Origin of the sequence: Blautia massiliensis (ex Durand et al. 2017) (genome assembly GCF_001487165.1) — a bacterium.
GTDB classification, from domain to species: domain Bacteria; phylum Bacillota; class Clostridia; order Lachnospirales; family Lachnospiraceae; genus Blautia_A; species Blautia_A fusiformis.
On record NZ_LN913006.1, the window covers coordinates 1463967 to 1480108 of the forward strand.

The following is a 16142-nucleotide window of genomic DNA, read 5'->3' on the forward strand; positions in this document are numbered from 1 at the left end:
TCCTCTTAAAATCGAAAATAGATGAACGGATTATAGGTTCCGCCGGCAAGGCTCAATACACAAAGCGCAAAACCAGCCAGACTTAATACATAGGTAAAGCCTTCATACCATTTATACTTTTTCAGCATGCTGTTTACCGGAACTGCTGCGACCAGTGCCGCTGCCAGCGTTACAAGATATACCGGTGTCAGCTGCTGCAGTGTAAGGCTCATTGCGGAAGCCTTCCATCCAAAATCCGTAAACATTTCTCTGATCCAGAAGCATCCCTGCTTCATAGTGTCCGCACGGAAAAACACAAAGCCAACACAAACTACCAGAAGTGCATAGACATGCTGAAAAAAGCTCTTGAGTTTTCCGTCCTTTTTCCCGATAAATGGGATATACTCTTCCAGCATCAGGAAAAAGCCATGATAAATTCCCCAGAACAGAAAATTAAAGGAGGCACCATGCCAGATACCTGTACACACAAAAACGATCATTTTATTGACCACTGTACGGAATTTCCCTCTGCGGTTTCCCCCTAACGGAATATACAGATATTCCTTAAACCATCCTGAAAGAGACATATGCCATCTTCTCCAGAATTCACGGATACTGGCAGAAATATAAGGATAATCAAAATTCTCATGGAAATGAAATCCAAACATCATTCCGAGTCCCAGCGCCATATCACTGTAGCCGCTGAAATCAAAATAGATCTGCAGCATATAGGAAACTGCGCCCAGCCAAGCACCCGGACCGGTGATTCCGGTTGCTGCCGCACCAAAGAGATTATCCGCCACAAGTCCCATTGTATTGGCGATAAGAACCTTTTTGCTCAAACCTGCAATGAAACGCCGGATTCCTTTTCCGATTTCCTCTGGCGTCTGCTTACGATTATTGATCTCCGCCTCCACATCATGATACTTGACGATAGGTCCCGCGATCAGCTGTGGGAAAAATGAGATATACAGAAGCACCTTTCCGAAATTCTTCTGAACCGAAGCATCTCCCCGATAAACATCGATCACGTAGGAAAGTGCCTGAAAAGTAAAAAACGATATTCCGATCGGCATCCGGACCTGCGGAACCGGAATTCCGGCACCGGTAACAGAATTAAATGTCTCCACCAGAAATCCGGAATATTTAAAGATCACAAGAAGACCGAGATTTATCACCACAGCCAATGTCATTGTGAGCTTACGGATCTTCGGACATTCCCCTGTCAGGCGCGCTAAAATATAGTTGCCCGCCGATGAAGCAACCAGTAATATTACATAAATCGGTTCTCCGTATGCATAAAAGACCAGACTTGCCACTACAAGCAAAAAATTTTTGGCCCGCATCCCAGGTAAAAGGAGATGCAGACAAAAAGCAGCCGGAAGAAATACACACAGAAATACCATTGAACTGAAAACCATAATTATATTTATTTATCGGTCTGGCGAATCTTATTTGCTGATCACGTCCAGTACGATTTCCTTCCCTTTTTTGTCTTTGTATGTATTGACCCAGAATCTTGTGTATTCCAACAGATATTCCTGTCCGTCACCATAACAGCCATCTGTCTTTCTGGTACGAAGAGGTCTGCCAAGGGCTTTCCGCAGTGCTGCAGAACTCTTTTCTCTTACAAATGCTTTCCTTAATCTTGAAGATGTTCTGGCATCGTATACACCGGTTTTTGTATTAAAAGCATAAAATCCGGCTCTGGACTGTCCATATGCGGAATAATAAACTCCTTTTACCATCTGTGCATACCGGTTAAATCCATAGTATTTCCCGCCGATCTTTTTTACAAGGAGATAGTTCTCCCCGAAGAATGTTCCACCTTTATATGCCTTTCCGGTGTTGGAAAAATAGTATCTGTATGTCATTTTTTTGCCGGTAGTCTTATTAGCGACAGTCACGGTTTTCCATGTATTCTTTACTTTTTTTCCCTTCACATAATAGTAGTATTGTCCGCCCTCTTTTTTGAGACCGTTTTTTACCTTGGCTGCCTTGGCTGTAGATGCTGCCTGTACAGTCTGAACCTCAATAAGCGGTTCAGCTGCCGGCATCTGGAGCATCATCAGACAAAGTACTGCTGCCAGGATCTTCTTTGTCCACTTTTTCATGATCTGCTCCTGTTCTTTAGAGAACGATATCTTCTCTTCCTTCAGTTTTATAGTATTTTTTCATGGATGAAGATTTCTGCATATAATATTTAACATCTTTTCTGGATTTGTTTCCTGCTGCATTTGCATCAAATGTATACCAGGTATTTCCAATCTTGATCTCTGTCCATCCATGTGGCTGCCATTTATTTTTATTAAATACATTACTTTTTCCCCAGCATACACGGACCGGAAGTCCTGTTGCACGTTTAGCCTGTACTGCAAAGGCTGATGCAACACCGTAGCAGTTTCCTTTTTCCATTCCCATGGTCAGATATGCAAACATCTGGCTTTTACCTTTTGTAAACTGCAAAGGTTTTCCGTCAAAGCCCTTCATTCTCATATATCCGTATTTTTTGGAACAGTTAAACAATTTCTGAAGAGCCGTTTTTTTCTGCGCAGTTGTAGTCAGACTTGCAGAAATCTTCTGGCTGCGAAGCACTGAATCTGTCATCTTGATCAGTTCTGCATTTGCTTTTTTGGATTTCCCAGTGTATTTTCCGTTGGAAGCAAACTGCATGGTTTTGTAGGTATTTCCGGATTTTACTGTATACCATCCGGTCTTTCTTGCACCATTCGAGCCTAAATAATATATCGCACCATTGATCTTTTTTAATTTGTTGGTAACTTTTTTACCTTTGATGTAGTAATAATACTGACCGCCCTCTTTTTTCCAGCCATTTTTAACAGCTGCTTTTGCGGTTGTTGTGGTTGCTGTTGTTGCCGCCTGCGCACACACTGTGCCAAATGTCAGGCAAAACAGCATTGTGATCATAAGAACAAGCTGTGCGAATCTTCTCTTTTTCATGGTTTCTTTTCCTCCTGTTTTAAAAATCTTCATACCCGGTGATAATTATAGCATTGCTCTGATTTTCTTGCAATATAATGTATAAAATACATTATCTCCTCCAATACTTAACATATCTGAAAAATAAAGGAGGTTTTTCTATGCTTCTCTTTTTTCTTGTATTCTTCGGACTCCAGATCTTTGTTCTTTTCTGCTGTGCCGCTGCAGGAAATGACGCCGCTTCCCAGGAACTATCTGACCAGGAACAGCTTCAGTTTATCGCAGAATGGAAAAAACAACATCAAAAAAAGGACGTCTGCTGAAGAACGTCCTTTTTGCTTTGCAATTCTATTCTCCATTCATATGATGATACACACCAGTCCGCCTTTGCTGTCATTTACGATCTTCTTCATAGTATCCTGAAGCTTCACCTGACTTTCTTCGCTGATCATGGCCAGCTTGTTCCGGATTCCGTCTTCCACCAGCTGCTGGATGGATTTTCCGAAAATATTGGTCTCCCAGATACTTTCCCCTCGCTCCGGGCTTTCTCTGATATACTTTATCAGGTCCTCCGCCTGCTGTTCTGTACCAACGATCGGAGCGATCTCCGTTTCGATTCCCGCCCGGATCATATGAATGGACGGACTTTTTGACCGGATCTTTACTCCGAATTTATTTCCCTGACGGATCACCTCTGGTTCCTCAATAGTGATCTCGGAAAGCTCAGGCACCACAACCCCATACCCTGTTCCTTTTACCGCTTCCAGGGCAGCCTGGACTTTTACAAATTGTTCCTTCATACCGGCAAGCTCTTTTATGGTCTGGATCAGTTCATATTCGCTTTCCATGGATATCCCGCTCATTTCACTGAGCATCTGATAATAATAAATGTCTTTTACTGCGATCCGGATACGGACTTTTCCATCGGAAAGACTGACCTGCTCAAGCAATGTATCTTCCACATATGGACTTTCCAGATATACTGATTCTCTGCTTACATCACGCACATGAGTAAGTCTGGTCATCTTTTCCCGAATCTCATTTAACAGAGCCGCCTTTACCTCATGTTCCGGAGAAAGCATCTCCACCCATCTGGGAACAAAAAGCTCTATCTCACTGACCGGGAATTCATAAAGGATCTTCTCCAGGATTCTGGTCACATCCTCTTTTCGAAGCTGTTCACAGTTGACTGCCAGAACGGATACTCCAAATTTCTCTTCCAGATGTTTTACAGTTTTTCCGGTTTCCTCACTGTAGGGAGTCTGGGAGTTTACTAGGATCAGAAAGGGTTTTCCCTGGACTTTCAGCTCTTTTATGGTCTGTTCCTCTGCCGGGATAAAATTTTCTCTGGGAATCTCCCCGAAACTTCCGTCTGTTGTGACTACAATCCCGATGGTGGAATGCTGGCTGATCACTTTTTCCGTCCCAATCCGGGCCGCATCATGAAACGGGATCGCTTTTTCCTGCCATGGTGTTTTGACCATCCGCTCCCTGCCTTCTTCCACATTTCCGGATGCATCTTTTACCAGAAAGCCTACACAGTCAATGAGTTTTACCCGGATTTTCTGGTTTTCCCCTATGGATACTTCCACTGCTTCTTTTGGAATAAATTTGGGTTCTACGGTGGTGATCATTTTTCCGGCACCGCTTAATGGCAGTTCATCCTGAAGTTCTGCTCTTTTTCCCTCGCTGATCGATGGCAGTGCTATCAGCTCCATAAATCTCCGGATGAATGTGGATTTTCCTGTACGGACCGGTCCCACAACCCCTATGTAGATATCCCCGCCCGTCCGCGCCTGGATATCACGGTAAACCTGAAAGTTTTCCATATAAAAAAGCCTCCCTGCATATACTGGCCTGTAAGTTCCGGGAAACGTCTTAAAAAAGACAGTTCCCGCATACCACAGTATATGCCCGGAAGGCTTCTTATATGCTACTGTTCACCGGGAACAGCAGCTCTTTGTATTCCTCATATCAGTCTTTGATATAGAACTCATTGTGAAGCAGATGATGCTCTTTGCCTTTGAGGAGTCCCTCATAAAGCTCCAGAACCAGTGGGTTCTCATCGGATTTCTTGATGATCATGGTATTGTCTGCATTGTACAAACCTCTTGCTCTGGCTGCCTTGGTTCTGTCACCGGATCTGGTCGGCTGACCTCCACCCATGATACATCCACGGCGGCATGCCATAACCTCGATCAGATGATAGTTTGCCTCGCCGTTCTTTACACGTTCCATAACGGTTCTTGCATTTGCAAGGCCACTGGCTACGCATATATTGATATCCATTCCCTTGTACGGTACGGTAAATTCCTTGATTCCCTCTTCACCACGAACACCGCACTCTGCAATCTCATGCATGGCTTCCTTGCTGTGATCCGGGCTCAGTCTTCGAAGAACTGCCTCGGTAACACCACCGGTAACACCGAAGATAACGCCACCGCCGGAACCAAATCCAAACGGCATATCGCATGCTTCCGGATCCAGTGTTGCAAAATCAAGACCAAAGTTATCGATCATGCGGAGAAGCTCTGTGGTTGTGATAACGATATCGGTATCCTGCTCGCCATCGGTAAAGCTGTTGGGGCGGATTGCCTCTGCCTTCTTGGCTGTACATGGCATAATGGAAACCATAACGGTCTTCTTGCCTGCTGCATGCTCCGGATCACGGAAGTATTCCTTGATAACCGCAGACATCATTCCCTGTGGGGAACGGCAGGTAGAAATGTTCGGAACATATTCCTTATACTGATCTGTGATGAACTTCACCCATGCAGGACAGCAGGAAGTCAGAAGCGGAAGATTCTCACCCTTCTCCACTCTGTTTAGGAACTCCTTGGTCTCTTCCATAATAGTAAGATCGGCGCTGAATGTGGTATCGTATACTTCATCAAAGCCCATTCTGTGGAGTGCGTTGACGATCTTGCCCATAACGCTCCTGCCCTTTGTGAGGCCGTAGTGATCACCAACTGCTACACGGACTGCCGGCGCAATCTGGGCAACCACACGGGTATCCTTGTCCGCAAGTGCATCCCAAACCTCATCCATATGTGTACGAATGGAGATGGCTCCTGTCGGACAGTAAACACGGCACTGACCACAGTTTACACACTGTGTCTCAGCAATCTTTTTATTGAATGCAGGCATGACCATAGCCTCTGTTCCACGGAATGCGAATCCAAGAGCTCCGATTCCCTGAAGTTCCTCGCAGGCACGTACACAGTTGCCGCAGAGGATACATTTGTTCGGATCACGGATGATGGACGGTGAACTGTCATCGATCTCGTGCTGTTCTCTTGTATTTTCAAAACGGATATCCCGCACGCCAAGGCGATGTGCCAGCTCCTGCAGGATACATTCACCGCTCTTTACACAGGTTGTACAGTCACGGCAATGTGCTGCAAGAAGCAGCTCCACGATCAGTTTACGATATTTCTTAATACGACCGGAGTTGGTATAGATAACCATTCCGTCTCTCGGCTGCTCGGAACAGGAGGCAAATGTTTTGCCTCTGTCATCCTCAACTGTACAGAGACGACAGGCACCAAAGGTGGAAACCTCTGAATGATAGCACAGTGTGGGGATATTGATACCGGCATTCCTGATAACTGTCAGGACATTTTTTTCGTCAGTAAATTCTACTTTTCTTCCGTCAATTGTCATTGTACCCATAAGATATCCTCCCTTCTATGCTTCCACATAAATCGCATCAAAGTTACAGTTATCCTTACAGGATCCGCATTTGATACATACGTCGTTGTTGATTACATGTGGATGCTTGATCTTTCCTGAAATCGCACCAGCCGGACAGTTCTTCGCACACTTGCCGCAGCCGATACAGAACTCAGGATTGATATGGAATTGACGGAGCGCCGTGCAGACCTTCGCACGACATTTCTTATCTACGATATGCTCTACATATTCGTCACGGAAACGCTTCAGAGTACTGATGACCGGAAGCGGTGCACTCTTACCGAGTCCGCACAGAGCCATACTCTGAACCATGTTTGCAAGTTCTTCCAGCTCATCCAGATCGGAAAGCTCACCCTTACCTGCAACGATTCTCTCCAGGATCTCAAGCATACGTTTGGTACCCTCACGGCAGGGAACACATTTACCACAGCTCTCACGCTGTGTAAAGCTCATGAAGAAACGCGCAACCTCTACCATACAGGTATTCTCATCCATAACAACAAGTCCACCGGAACCCATGATGGCATCCAGCTTCTTAACAGAATCAAAATCAAGCGGATGATCGATCTGATCGTCGATCAGACATCCACCGGAAGGACCACCGATCTGTACACCCTTAAATGCAGCACCACTCTTAAGACCACCACCGATGTCATAAATGATATGACGGAGGCTTGTTCCCATTGGAACCTCGATAAGACCGGTGTTCTCAATGGAACCGGTAAGTGAGAAAGTCTTGGTTCCAGGGCTTCCCTCTGTACCGATGGTGTGGAACCAGTCTGCTCCCTGAAGGATAATCTTCGGTACGTTGGCATAAGTCTCTACGTTATTCAGAACCGTAGGTTTACCCCACAGGCCCTGCTCAACCGTTCTCGGAGGTTTTACTCGAGGCATACCTCTGTTGCCTTCGATAGAAGCAGTCAGGGCAGAACCTTCACCACATACGAACGCTCCGGCACCGCGATTGATATGTAAGTGGAAATTAATACCGGAACCAAGGATATTATCACCAAGAAGGCCATAGGACTCTGCCTGCTCAATAGCCATTCGAAGTCTCTGTACAGAAAGAGGATACTCGGCACGCACATAAATATAACCATCTTCTGCACCTACTGCATAGGCAGCGATCACCATACCCTCGATCATCTTGTAAGGATCACCTTCCATTACGGAACCATCCATAAATGCTCCCGGGTCACCCTCATCACCGTTACATACTACATAACGGACTTTTTCCGGCTGGCGTGCAACCTGTGACCATTTCTTGCCTGCAGGGAAGCCTGCACCGCCACGGCCGCGGAGACCAGACTTCGAGATCTCGTCGATAACACCCTGTGGGGTCATCTCAAAGAAAGCCTTCGCCATAGCGGAAAATCCGCCTACGGAAATATATTCATCAATGGACTCTGCATCGATCTTGCCACAGTTCTCAAGAACGATCCTTGTCTGCTGGTTCAGGAACGGAATGTCACTGGGATGTGGACAGGCCTCATCATTATGACGATAAAACAGACGCTCAACAGGCAGTCCGCAGATCACGGTCTTCTCTACGATCTCGCGACAGTCGTCTACCTGAACATGTACATACTGATAATCATAGGGCTCAATTCTCATAAGAGGACCAAGTTCACATAAGCCCTGGCATCCGGTCTTAACGATTCCTACATGAGGAACATCCTTCTGCATCTCAACCGCAACACCCTCGATTCCCTCACAGAGTCTTGACATTTCTTCATAAATCTTCTGAGCACCGGAAGCAATACATCCGGTACCGGAACAGACGAGAACACGGCAGGTATAGCCATCAAGATTCTTCTTAACCTCAGCCTGTTTGTTTTTCAGATCTTCCATACTGGTTATACTCATACGCTCTCACCTCTCAATTCATTTAAAAGCTCAACAGCCTTCTCAGGAGTCATCTTCGGGTGAACTTCATCATTTACAGTCAGTGTCGGTGCAAGTCCGCAGGCACCAAGACAGGAAACTGTCTCAACGGTAAACATCATATCATCTGTAGTATGCTTCTTATGACTCAGTCCAAGTTCCTTCAGCATTGCTTCCTTTACAGGCATGGACTTACGTACATGACAGGCAGTACCGTCACATACCTTGATGATGTACTTGCCCTTCGGCTCAAAGGAAAAGTTTTCATAGAAAGTAGCTACACTGTACGCCTTCGCTTCTTTTACACCAATCTGTTCCGCAACATAAGTAAGAAGCTCTCCCGGAAGATAACGGTACTCAGCCTGAATATCCTGCATGATCGGAATCAGTGATGCAGCTTTCCGGCCGTAGTGCTCGATGATCTCATCCGTTTTCTTGTAATACGTCTGGTCTAACATTCGGTTCCCTCCTTGTTTCTCATAGATTTTCCACTCGATCAACCTGTTCCACTACAGGTTAATGCTTTAACACTCTGTCAGTGCCGCGCATTTATGCAAATCATTATTTTGCACTATTTCATGCCTTTAATTATAACTTATATGGTCATTTTTCACAAGCGGTTTTTTTGCTTTTTTCAGAATATATTGAAATGTTTACAGTGGCTTACTGATTTTGTATCTATTTTCCATAAAATATGTTCAATTTTTAACAGCCTTGATAATAAAGATACAAATCTGCTCTTTGTTTCTGCCCCAAAACATTAAAGCCGGTTATTGATTTTATTTCTCAATTACTTTAAGATAGATAAAAAGTGCGTGGAAAACATTTAATTAATTTATTTTGTAAAGGAGAACATCTATGCGAAATCTTGACACACCAGTAAAACAGATCCGGCGAAAGATTTTTACCGAAATTGCTAAGATCGGATTTGAATCCACGGACGAATCAATGATCCATGATATCGAATCCATTCCCTACAATATTGTAGAGGAACGCGCGAAATACCGCGAAAGCATCTATCGTGAAAGAGCTGTTGCAAGCGAACGTGTCCGTCTGGCCATGGGACTTTCCCTCCGCCCGGAAAATCGTTCCGTCCACCTTACCGATGGCGTGAAGGCCAGCAACATTGACGAGAAATATTATGAACCACCTCTTATGCAGGTGATCCCTTCCGCATGTTCCGCATGCGAATCCAACAAATACGAAGTCAGCAACATGTGCCGCGGCTGTGTCGCACATCCCTGTTTACTCACCTGCCCCAAAGGCGCCATTTCCATGGTAAACGGAAAATCCTTCATCGACCAGGACAAATGTATCCATTGCGGAAGATGCAAAGCTGTCTGTCCTTACGATGCCATCGCCCATAAAGAACGCCCCTGCGAACGTGCCTGCGGTGTAAAAGCCATCGAGAGCGATGAACAGGGACGCGCCTCCATCAACCAGGATAAATGCGTATCCTGCGGCATGTGCATGGTCAGCTGTCCATTCGGAGCTATCTCCGACAAATCCCAGATCTTCCAGCTGTCCCACGCCCTTCGAGAAGGAACTGAGATCATTGCAGAAATCGCCCCCGCCTACATCAATCAGTTCGGCGAAGACATCACCCCGGGCCAATTCCGCTCCGCTCTCAAACAGCTGGGCTTCTCAAACATTTATGAGGTAGCACTGGGCGCAGACATCGGCTGCATCTCTGAAGCACACCACTACGCCAAAGAAGTAGCAACCGGCCACCTCCCGTTCCTCCTCACCTCCTGCTGCCCATCCTGGTCCGTCATGGCAAAAAAATACTTCCCGGCTATGATCGACAACATCTCCCAGGAGCTGACCCCGATGGTGGCAACTGCCCGGATCGTAAAAAAAGAGCACCCCCATGCGAAAGTAGTCTTCATCGGACCATGCGCCTCCAAAAAACTGGAAGCCATGCGACATTCCGTAAGAAGTGATGTAGACTTCGTGATCACCTTCGAGGAACTCTGGGGCCTGTTCGACGCCAAAAGCATCACCCCATCCACCTGCGAAGAGCTCCCGGAAGAAACCCAGGCCGCAACCGCAGCAGGACGAGGCTACGCCATTGCAGGCGGCGTAGCCGGAGCCATCGAAAACTGTCTGAAGGAATACTATCCCGATGTACCAGTCCACATCGAACACGCAGAAAGCCTTGCCGAATGCAAAAAAGTCCTCACTCTGGCAAAAGCCGGCAAGATCAAAAACTGCATGATCGAAGGAATGGCCTGCCCCGGAGGCTGCATCGGAGGCGCCGGAACCAACGCCGGCTTCGCAAAAACCTCCAAGGCCCTCAAAAAATACGTAGACAGCTCAGAACCAAAACTCCCCTCACAGGAACTGGAAAACCTGGAGTTGAACTAACTACCTCAAAATATTCCACTATATAATTCCCCCAATATTTCAATTTGATTGAATAAAAAACGGAGATGCAACCTAGATCTTTAATCTTCAAGGTTGCATCTCCATTATTTTATCAACCAGGACAGGGCAAAGCCCGCCTCCATCCCTCATCCACATCCTATCGTTTAGCCAGACAACTTACCCCAACCAACGCACAGGCCCGGAAGGGAGTGCGGTACTGTCTGCGGACGACTCTGCAGGAGGTGTGCTGGATCTAAGGCGGCGGGACTTCTGCGTTATTTTTCAAAAGCCAGCTGTCTGAGCGGCAAAAAGCCGCGAGTTCTGGCTTTTGGAAAATGGTTTTAGCAGAATCCCGGCGCCTTAGATCCAGCCGCCGACGAAGCCCGGCCGCGGACAGAACCGCACTCCCTTCCGGGCCGTCCCGTTCGCCACCACCACTACTTCTCCACCGTCTCCGTACTCTCCGGCCAAGTATACTCCTCCCCCTTCAACTCCGCCAGAAGACTCCTAAGCTTATATCCATAACTTCTCCCGGCGGCCCATCCGCCACCATAAGGATTCTCCTGGATCCCAAGCCACTCCACATAAGGCGCACTCTCACGGGAAACATACTGGAACCGATTATCCACACAAGCCTGGTTCAACTCCTCCGAAGAAGCATAAGCCTTCAGATGCTGCACCTGCGCCCGGATCCCCGTCCTTACATCAGGAAAAGAATTACCGGCAACACCACCACCGGTAGTTCCCAGCCCCGAAAAATTAAACTGCCCCGCACTGGCATCCCCACCAAACTGAAGCCATCCGGTCTCAAGCATGGCCTGCTCAAAAACAACCTCTCCACGGACGCCCTCCGCATCCGCTTCCTCTATCACAATCGTGCAAAACGTATCAATATCCGGTGCACCACCCTCCGTCAGGATGCCGGAAGGATACTCCACATTCTGCGCCTCATACTGCACTACCATATCCTCCGCATCCACTGTGGTACACCCCATGATCGTATAATATCCATAAGTATTATCTGTGGAATCATCCACAAAACCCTCTGTATCACTCTCTCCAGATGACTGAGGCTTCGAAATCTGACCCTCCATAGAATGATCCGCTTCCTCTGCCAAAACACCTGCAGGCGTTCCGAACACCAGAACGCCTGCAAGTACCATCATCCGTAAACAAAAACTAATTCGGAATCTGTACATATATAAATGATCAATCCTTTATTACTGTTATTACTGCGCTTTTCTCATTGCAGCTTCAACCACATGACCTACAAGAACAGAAGTTGTAACACTTCCTACTCCGCCAGGAACCGGTGTGATCGCATCAACGATTGGCTCAACTGCCGCATAATCAACATCACCACAAAGCTTGCCCTCTGCATTGACATTGATACCAACATCGATAATAGTCTGTCCCTCTCTGACATAATCAGCGCCGACAACACCAGCACGACCAGCTGCAACGATGACAATATCCGCTTCTTTTGCAACAGACGGCATATCAACGGTTCTTGTATGGCAGATCGTTACTGTCGCATTTTTCTTAACAAGCATCATGGCAGCCGGTTTACCAACTACAAGACTTCTTCCGATAACAACCGCTTTTTTGCCTGTGCAGTCGATTCCATAGTGATCAAGGATCTCCATGCATGCCTGCGGTGTACATGGCGGGAATCCGATCTTCTTGCCTGTAAATACACCAGACATGGAAAGATCTGTCATACAGTCAACATCCTTCTCTGCTGCAAGTGCATTCTCGATCACTGCCTGATCCAGATGTTTTGGCAGCGGACGGAACAGAAGAACTCCATGGATCTTATCATCTTTGTTTACTTTATCGATGGTTGCAAGAAGCTCATCCTGGGAAACATCCTCCGGAAGAAGGATTTTCTCACATGCAACACCAAGAGTCTCACAGCGCTTTGTAGCACCTCTCTCATAGGAAATATCGCTTGGATTCTCACCAACACGGATAATGCAAAGTGTAGGATCTACACCTTTTGCCTGAAGCTCTGCAACGTTCGCTTTGATCTTTTCATTGAGAGCCGCTGTTACTTCTTTACCTAATAACTGCTTTGCCATTTGTCTGGTTCCTCCTATTTCAGTCTTCCGAGAACACTGTCAAATGTCTCGTCTGCGATCTTTGTATATTTCTCAAGCATAGCGTCTGCTTTTTTGTTTAATTCCTCTGCATACGCACGGTCAGCCATAGATTTTGTGTTAATGTACACATTCAGGCTTGCTCCCTTAAGAGCTGCTTTGCAGAATGCAGCACCTACACCAGCATCACTGATTGCAAGCTTAGAACCTTTTGCTCCGAACTCAACGATAAGTTCAATAGCCTCGCAGCATTTCTCCATGATCTCCATAGGAACAGAGCATGCTTCCTTGAGGGCAGCTTCCATTACTCGAGCCTTCTCAGCCTTCTCTTCTTCTGTCTCTCTCGGCATTCCGTAAGCCTTGGAAAGAGGCTCAAAAACTTCCGCATCTCTCTCGATCAGATGAAGGAAATCTTTCTGAAGCTGATCACATTTCTTTTTCAGCTCCCACATTTCATCTTCTACATCTGCATATTTTTTCTTACCGACAGTAAGGCTTCCAACCATGTTTCCAAGAGCTGTACCAACAGCAGCTACAAGGGCAGATGCACCGCCGCCGCCTGGAACCGGTGCCTTGGAGCTTAATACCTCGACAAATTCAGTACATGTACTGGTAGAAAATCCCATAGGACTCTCCTCCTTATATTCTTATTTTAGCACTCTTTAGAGCCCATTGGGGGCTTTATAAAAAGCCCCCTCCGGTTGTTTTTGATCTTATGTTCCGATTAGAAGAGACCTGTGATCTTACCTGTCTCATCTACATCGATCTTGGTTGCTGCCGGAACTTTCGGGAGACCTGGCATAGTCATGATCTCACCTGTCAGAGCAACGATGAATCCTGCACCTGCGGAAATCTTCAGGTTACGTACTGTTACCTCAAAGTCTGTCGGTGCACCAAGTTTTGTCTGATCATCAGTCAGACTGTACTGTGTCTTAGCAACACAGATCGGGCAGTTGCCAAATCCAAGTGCTTCCAGCTGTTTTGCCTGTTTCTGAGCATTTGCTGTAAGAACAACTTTCTTACCACCGTAAACTTTCTGTACGATGTTATTCAGTTTATCCTCGATGGATCCCTCAAGCTCATAAGCATATGTGAAGTCATTCGGCTCCTCAACAAGACGGATTACTTCCTCAGCAAGCTTCATGCCGCCTTCGCCGCCTTTTGCCCATACCTCGGAAAGTGCAACGTTAACGCCAAGCTCTTTACATTTTGCCTCAACCAGGTCAAGCTCTGCCTTGGTATCGGTCGGGAATGCATTGATAGCAACTACACATGGAAGTTTGTATACATTCTTGATATTGCTTACATGTTTCAGAAGGTTTGGAAGACCTTTCTCAAGAGCCTCAAGGTTCTCGTTGTTCAGATCTGCCTTCGGAACACCACCGTTGTATTTCAGTGCACGAACAGTAGCTACGATAACAACTGCGCTTGGATGAAGGCCTGCCATACGACACTTGATGTCAAGGAATTTCTCTGCACCAAGGTCAGCACCGAATCCAGCCTCTGTGATAGCATAATCTGCAAGTTTCATAGCCATCTTTGTAGCTGTTACGGAGTTACATCCATGAGCGATGTTTGCGAATGGTCCGCCGTGTACGATTGCAGGAACATGCTCCAGTGTCTGTACAAGGTTTGGTTTCAGGGCATCTTTCAGAAGTGCTGTCATAGCACCCTCTGCATGAAGATCACCAGCTGTTACCGGTTTCTGCTCGGAAACTTTACCATAGGTATATCCGATGATGATTCTGGAAAGTCTCTCTTTCAGGTCTTTGATGTCACTTGCGAGGCAAAGAACTGCCATGATCTCAGATGCAACTGTAATGTCGTATCCGTCTTCACGAGGCATACCGTTTGTTCTTCCGCCAAGACCATCTACTACATTACGAAGCTGACGGTCGTTCATGTCCACGCAACGTCTCCATGTGATCTTTCTCGGGTCAATGTTCAGGTCATTACCCTGGAAGATATGGTTGTCGATCATTGCTGCAAGAAGGTTGTTTGCCGCACCGATCGCATGGAAGTCACCGGTAAAGTGAAGGTTGATATCCTCCATCGGAACTACCTGTGCATAACCGCCGCCTGCTGCACCACCTTTTACACCGAATACCGGTCCGAGGGATGGCTCACGAAGAGCTACCATTACTTTTTTGCCCATTTTCTGCATTGCATCTGCAAGACCAACGGTTGTTGTTGTTTTTCCCTCTCCTGCAGGTGTCGGGTTGATAGCTGTTACGAGGATCAGCTTACCATCTTTCTTGTCACTCTCTTTTAACAGATTGTAATCAATTTTTGCTTTGTACTTACCGTACTGCTCCAGATATTTGTCGTCAATACCTGCCTTCTCTGCAATCTGTGTAATTGGAAGCATTTCGCACTCCTGTGCAATTTCGATGTCACTTTTAAATCCCATAATGTTACCTCCCTTTAGGTATTTTTACAGTTTTTAATCCCTTAAAACTGCATCTCTATAAAAACAGGTCCCATCCTGTTCTTAACTATTTTTCATTTTTAAAGACATTTCAGAAATGCCTTTAAAGACCCAATGATAACGTCTCCCATAACGGCCATATCCTCAGCCGCAAAGGAAACCGGAAAATTATCAGAAAACAAGATCTGTGAGGACGGCGGAAATTCATCATCCCCCTCCCAGAGGATCATCTGAACTACATATCCTGGAAAGATCTCCACCTGGTATGCAATATCTCCATGATCCACGGGAACCGCATGGATGTGTTCCATGATCTCCTTGAAATCCTTAAGTCTGTTTCCGTATGTGAAAGCCAGGCGTTTGATGCACCTGCCATCAAACTGACGGAGATAAACCTCTCCCCAGGGCATTTCCCTGTATGTTTTAAACCTTCCGCTTCCCTGAGATACATTCCCGTTCAGCAGAAAACGGATAGCAAGGATCTTTGCATAATGCATTTCCTCAAGAGGATAAAATCCCGCATCATCTTCCTTATGAGTTACCTGAAAATCCGGCCAGGAAATATAATAAACGCTTCCCAGGAATTTCAGAGTCAATTCTTTCTTCTCTTCGTCATAAGGAAGTGAAAGACGTCCGGCAATTTCTGCCGGGTCTGCCTTAGCGAACTCCTCTGTATAATGCTCCCAGGGCATTCTTTCTTTGCTGTCTTTTTCATAATTCAAGTCATTTATACTAAAAGCCATGTTTTACCT

General features: G+C 46.2%; 14 protein-coding genes. 2 read left to right on the forward strand and 12 right to left on the reverse strand.

Going from position 1 to position 16142, the window contains the following annotated elements; all coding sequences use genetic code 11:
• Positions 1–5: 5 nt before the first annotated feature.
• From BN3261_RS07725 to BN3261_RS07735, 3 genes are all read right to left on the reverse strand, one after another.
• Positions 6–1298 carry an MBOAT family O-acyltransferase gene (locus BN3261_RS07725; RefSeq protein ID WP_330383292.1) on the reverse strand — a complete coding sequence of 431 codons (1293 nt, stop codon included), beginning with the start codon at positions 1296–1298 and terminating at the stop codon, positions 6–8.
• A gap of 132 nt (positions 1299–1430) precedes the next feature.
• Positions 1431–2093: a hypothetical protein gene (locus tag BN3261_RS07730; RefSeq protein ID WP_059085922.1), complete on the reverse strand. Its 663-nt coding sequence runs from the start codon at positions 2091–2093 to the stop codon at positions 1431–1433.
• 16 nt (positions 2094–2109) lie between these two features.
• Entirely contained in the window at positions 2110–2940 is an 831-nt protein-coding gene (locus tag BN3261_RS07735) for a transglutaminase-like domain-containing protein (protein WP_059085923.1), read from the reverse strand.
• 140 nt (positions 2941–3080) lie between these two features.
• Here BN3261_RS07735 and BN3261_RS17680 point away from each other — a divergent pair, with 140 nt between their 5' ends.
• Entirely contained in the window at positions 3081–3242 is a 162-nt protein-coding gene (locus tag BN3261_RS17680) for a hypothetical protein (protein WP_015525281.1), read from the forward strand.
• A 36-nt stretch (positions 3243–3278) separates the two neighbouring features.
• Here the strand turns inward: BN3261_RS17680 and spoIVA are convergent, their stop codons facing one another.
• From spoIVA to BN3261_RS07755, 4 genes are all read right to left on the reverse strand, one after another.
• Positions 3279–4748: a stage IV sporulation protein A gene (gene spoIVA, locus BN3261_RS07740; RefSeq protein ID WP_022426914.1), complete on the reverse strand. Its 1470-nt coding sequence runs from the start codon at positions 4746–4748 to the stop codon at positions 3279–3281.
• A gap of 145 nt (positions 4749–4893) precedes the next feature.
• The gene (locus BN3261_RS07745; protein WP_059085924.1) at positions 4894–6591 is read right to left on the reverse strand and encodes a [FeFe] hydrogenase, group A; all 1698 of its coding nucleotides are present in this window, start codon (positions 6589–6591) and stop codon (positions 4894–4896) included.
• 15 nt (positions 6592–6606) lie between these two features.
• Complete coding sequence (locus BN3261_RS07750; protein ID WP_059085925.1) at positions 6607–8478, reverse strand: NADH-quinone oxidoreductase subunit NuoF; 1872 nt, start codon at positions 8476–8478, stop codon at positions 6607–6609.
• On the reverse strand, positions 8475–8954 hold the full coding sequence (locus tag BN3261_RS07755; RefSeq protein ID WP_022426537.1) for a complex I 24 kDa subunit family protein: 480 nt from the start codon (positions 8952–8954) through the stop codon (positions 8475–8477). Before BN3261_RS07755 ends, BN3261_RS07750 begins: the two co-directional genes overlap by 4 nt.
• 400 nt (positions 8955–9354) lie before the next feature.
• On the opposite strand from BN3261_RS07755, the gene BN3261_RS07760 reads away from it, so the two are divergent.
• Positions 9355–10863: a 4Fe-4S dicluster domain-containing protein gene (locus tag BN3261_RS07760; protein WP_059085926.1), complete on the forward strand. Its 1509-nt coding sequence runs from the start codon at positions 9355–9357 to the stop codon at positions 10861–10863.
• A 437-nt stretch (positions 10864–11300) separates the two neighbouring features.
• Here the strand turns inward: BN3261_RS07760 and BN3261_RS07765 are convergent, their stop codons facing one another.
• From BN3261_RS07765 to BN3261_RS07785, 5 genes are all read right to left on the reverse strand, one after another.
• Positions 11301–12062 carry a glucosaminidase domain-containing protein gene (locus tag BN3261_RS07765; RefSeq protein ID WP_235812358.1) on the reverse strand — a complete coding sequence of 254 codons (762 nt, stop codon included), beginning with the start codon at positions 12060–12062 and terminating at the stop codon, positions 11301–11303.
• A 30-nt stretch (positions 12063–12092) separates the two neighbouring features.
• The gene (locus tag BN3261_RS07770; protein WP_015525289.1) at positions 12093–12944 is read right to left on the reverse strand and encodes a bifunctional 5,10-methylenetetrahydrofolate dehydrogenase/5,10-methenyltetrahydrofolate cyclohydrolase; all 852 of its coding nucleotides are present in this window, start codon (positions 12942–12944) and stop codon (positions 12093–12095) included.
• Between the two features lie 14 nt (positions 12945–12958).
• Positions 12959–13588: a cyclodeaminase/cyclohydrolase family protein gene (locus BN3261_RS07775; protein ID WP_021651423.1), complete on the reverse strand. Its 630-nt coding sequence runs from the start codon at positions 13586–13588 to the stop codon at positions 12959–12961.
• 98 nt (positions 13589–13686) lie between these two features.
• Positions 13687–15372: a formate--tetrahydrofolate ligase gene (locus BN3261_RS07780; RefSeq protein WP_015525292.1), complete on the reverse strand. Its 1686-nt coding sequence runs from the start codon at positions 15370–15372 to the stop codon at positions 13687–13689.
• Between the two features lie 98 nt (positions 15373–15470).
• Complete coding sequence (locus BN3261_RS07785; protein ID WP_059085927.1) at positions 15471–16133, reverse strand: DUF3786 domain-containing protein; 663 nt, start codon at positions 16131–16133, stop codon at positions 15471–15473.
• Between the last annotated feature and the right edge of the window lie 9 nt (positions 16134–16142).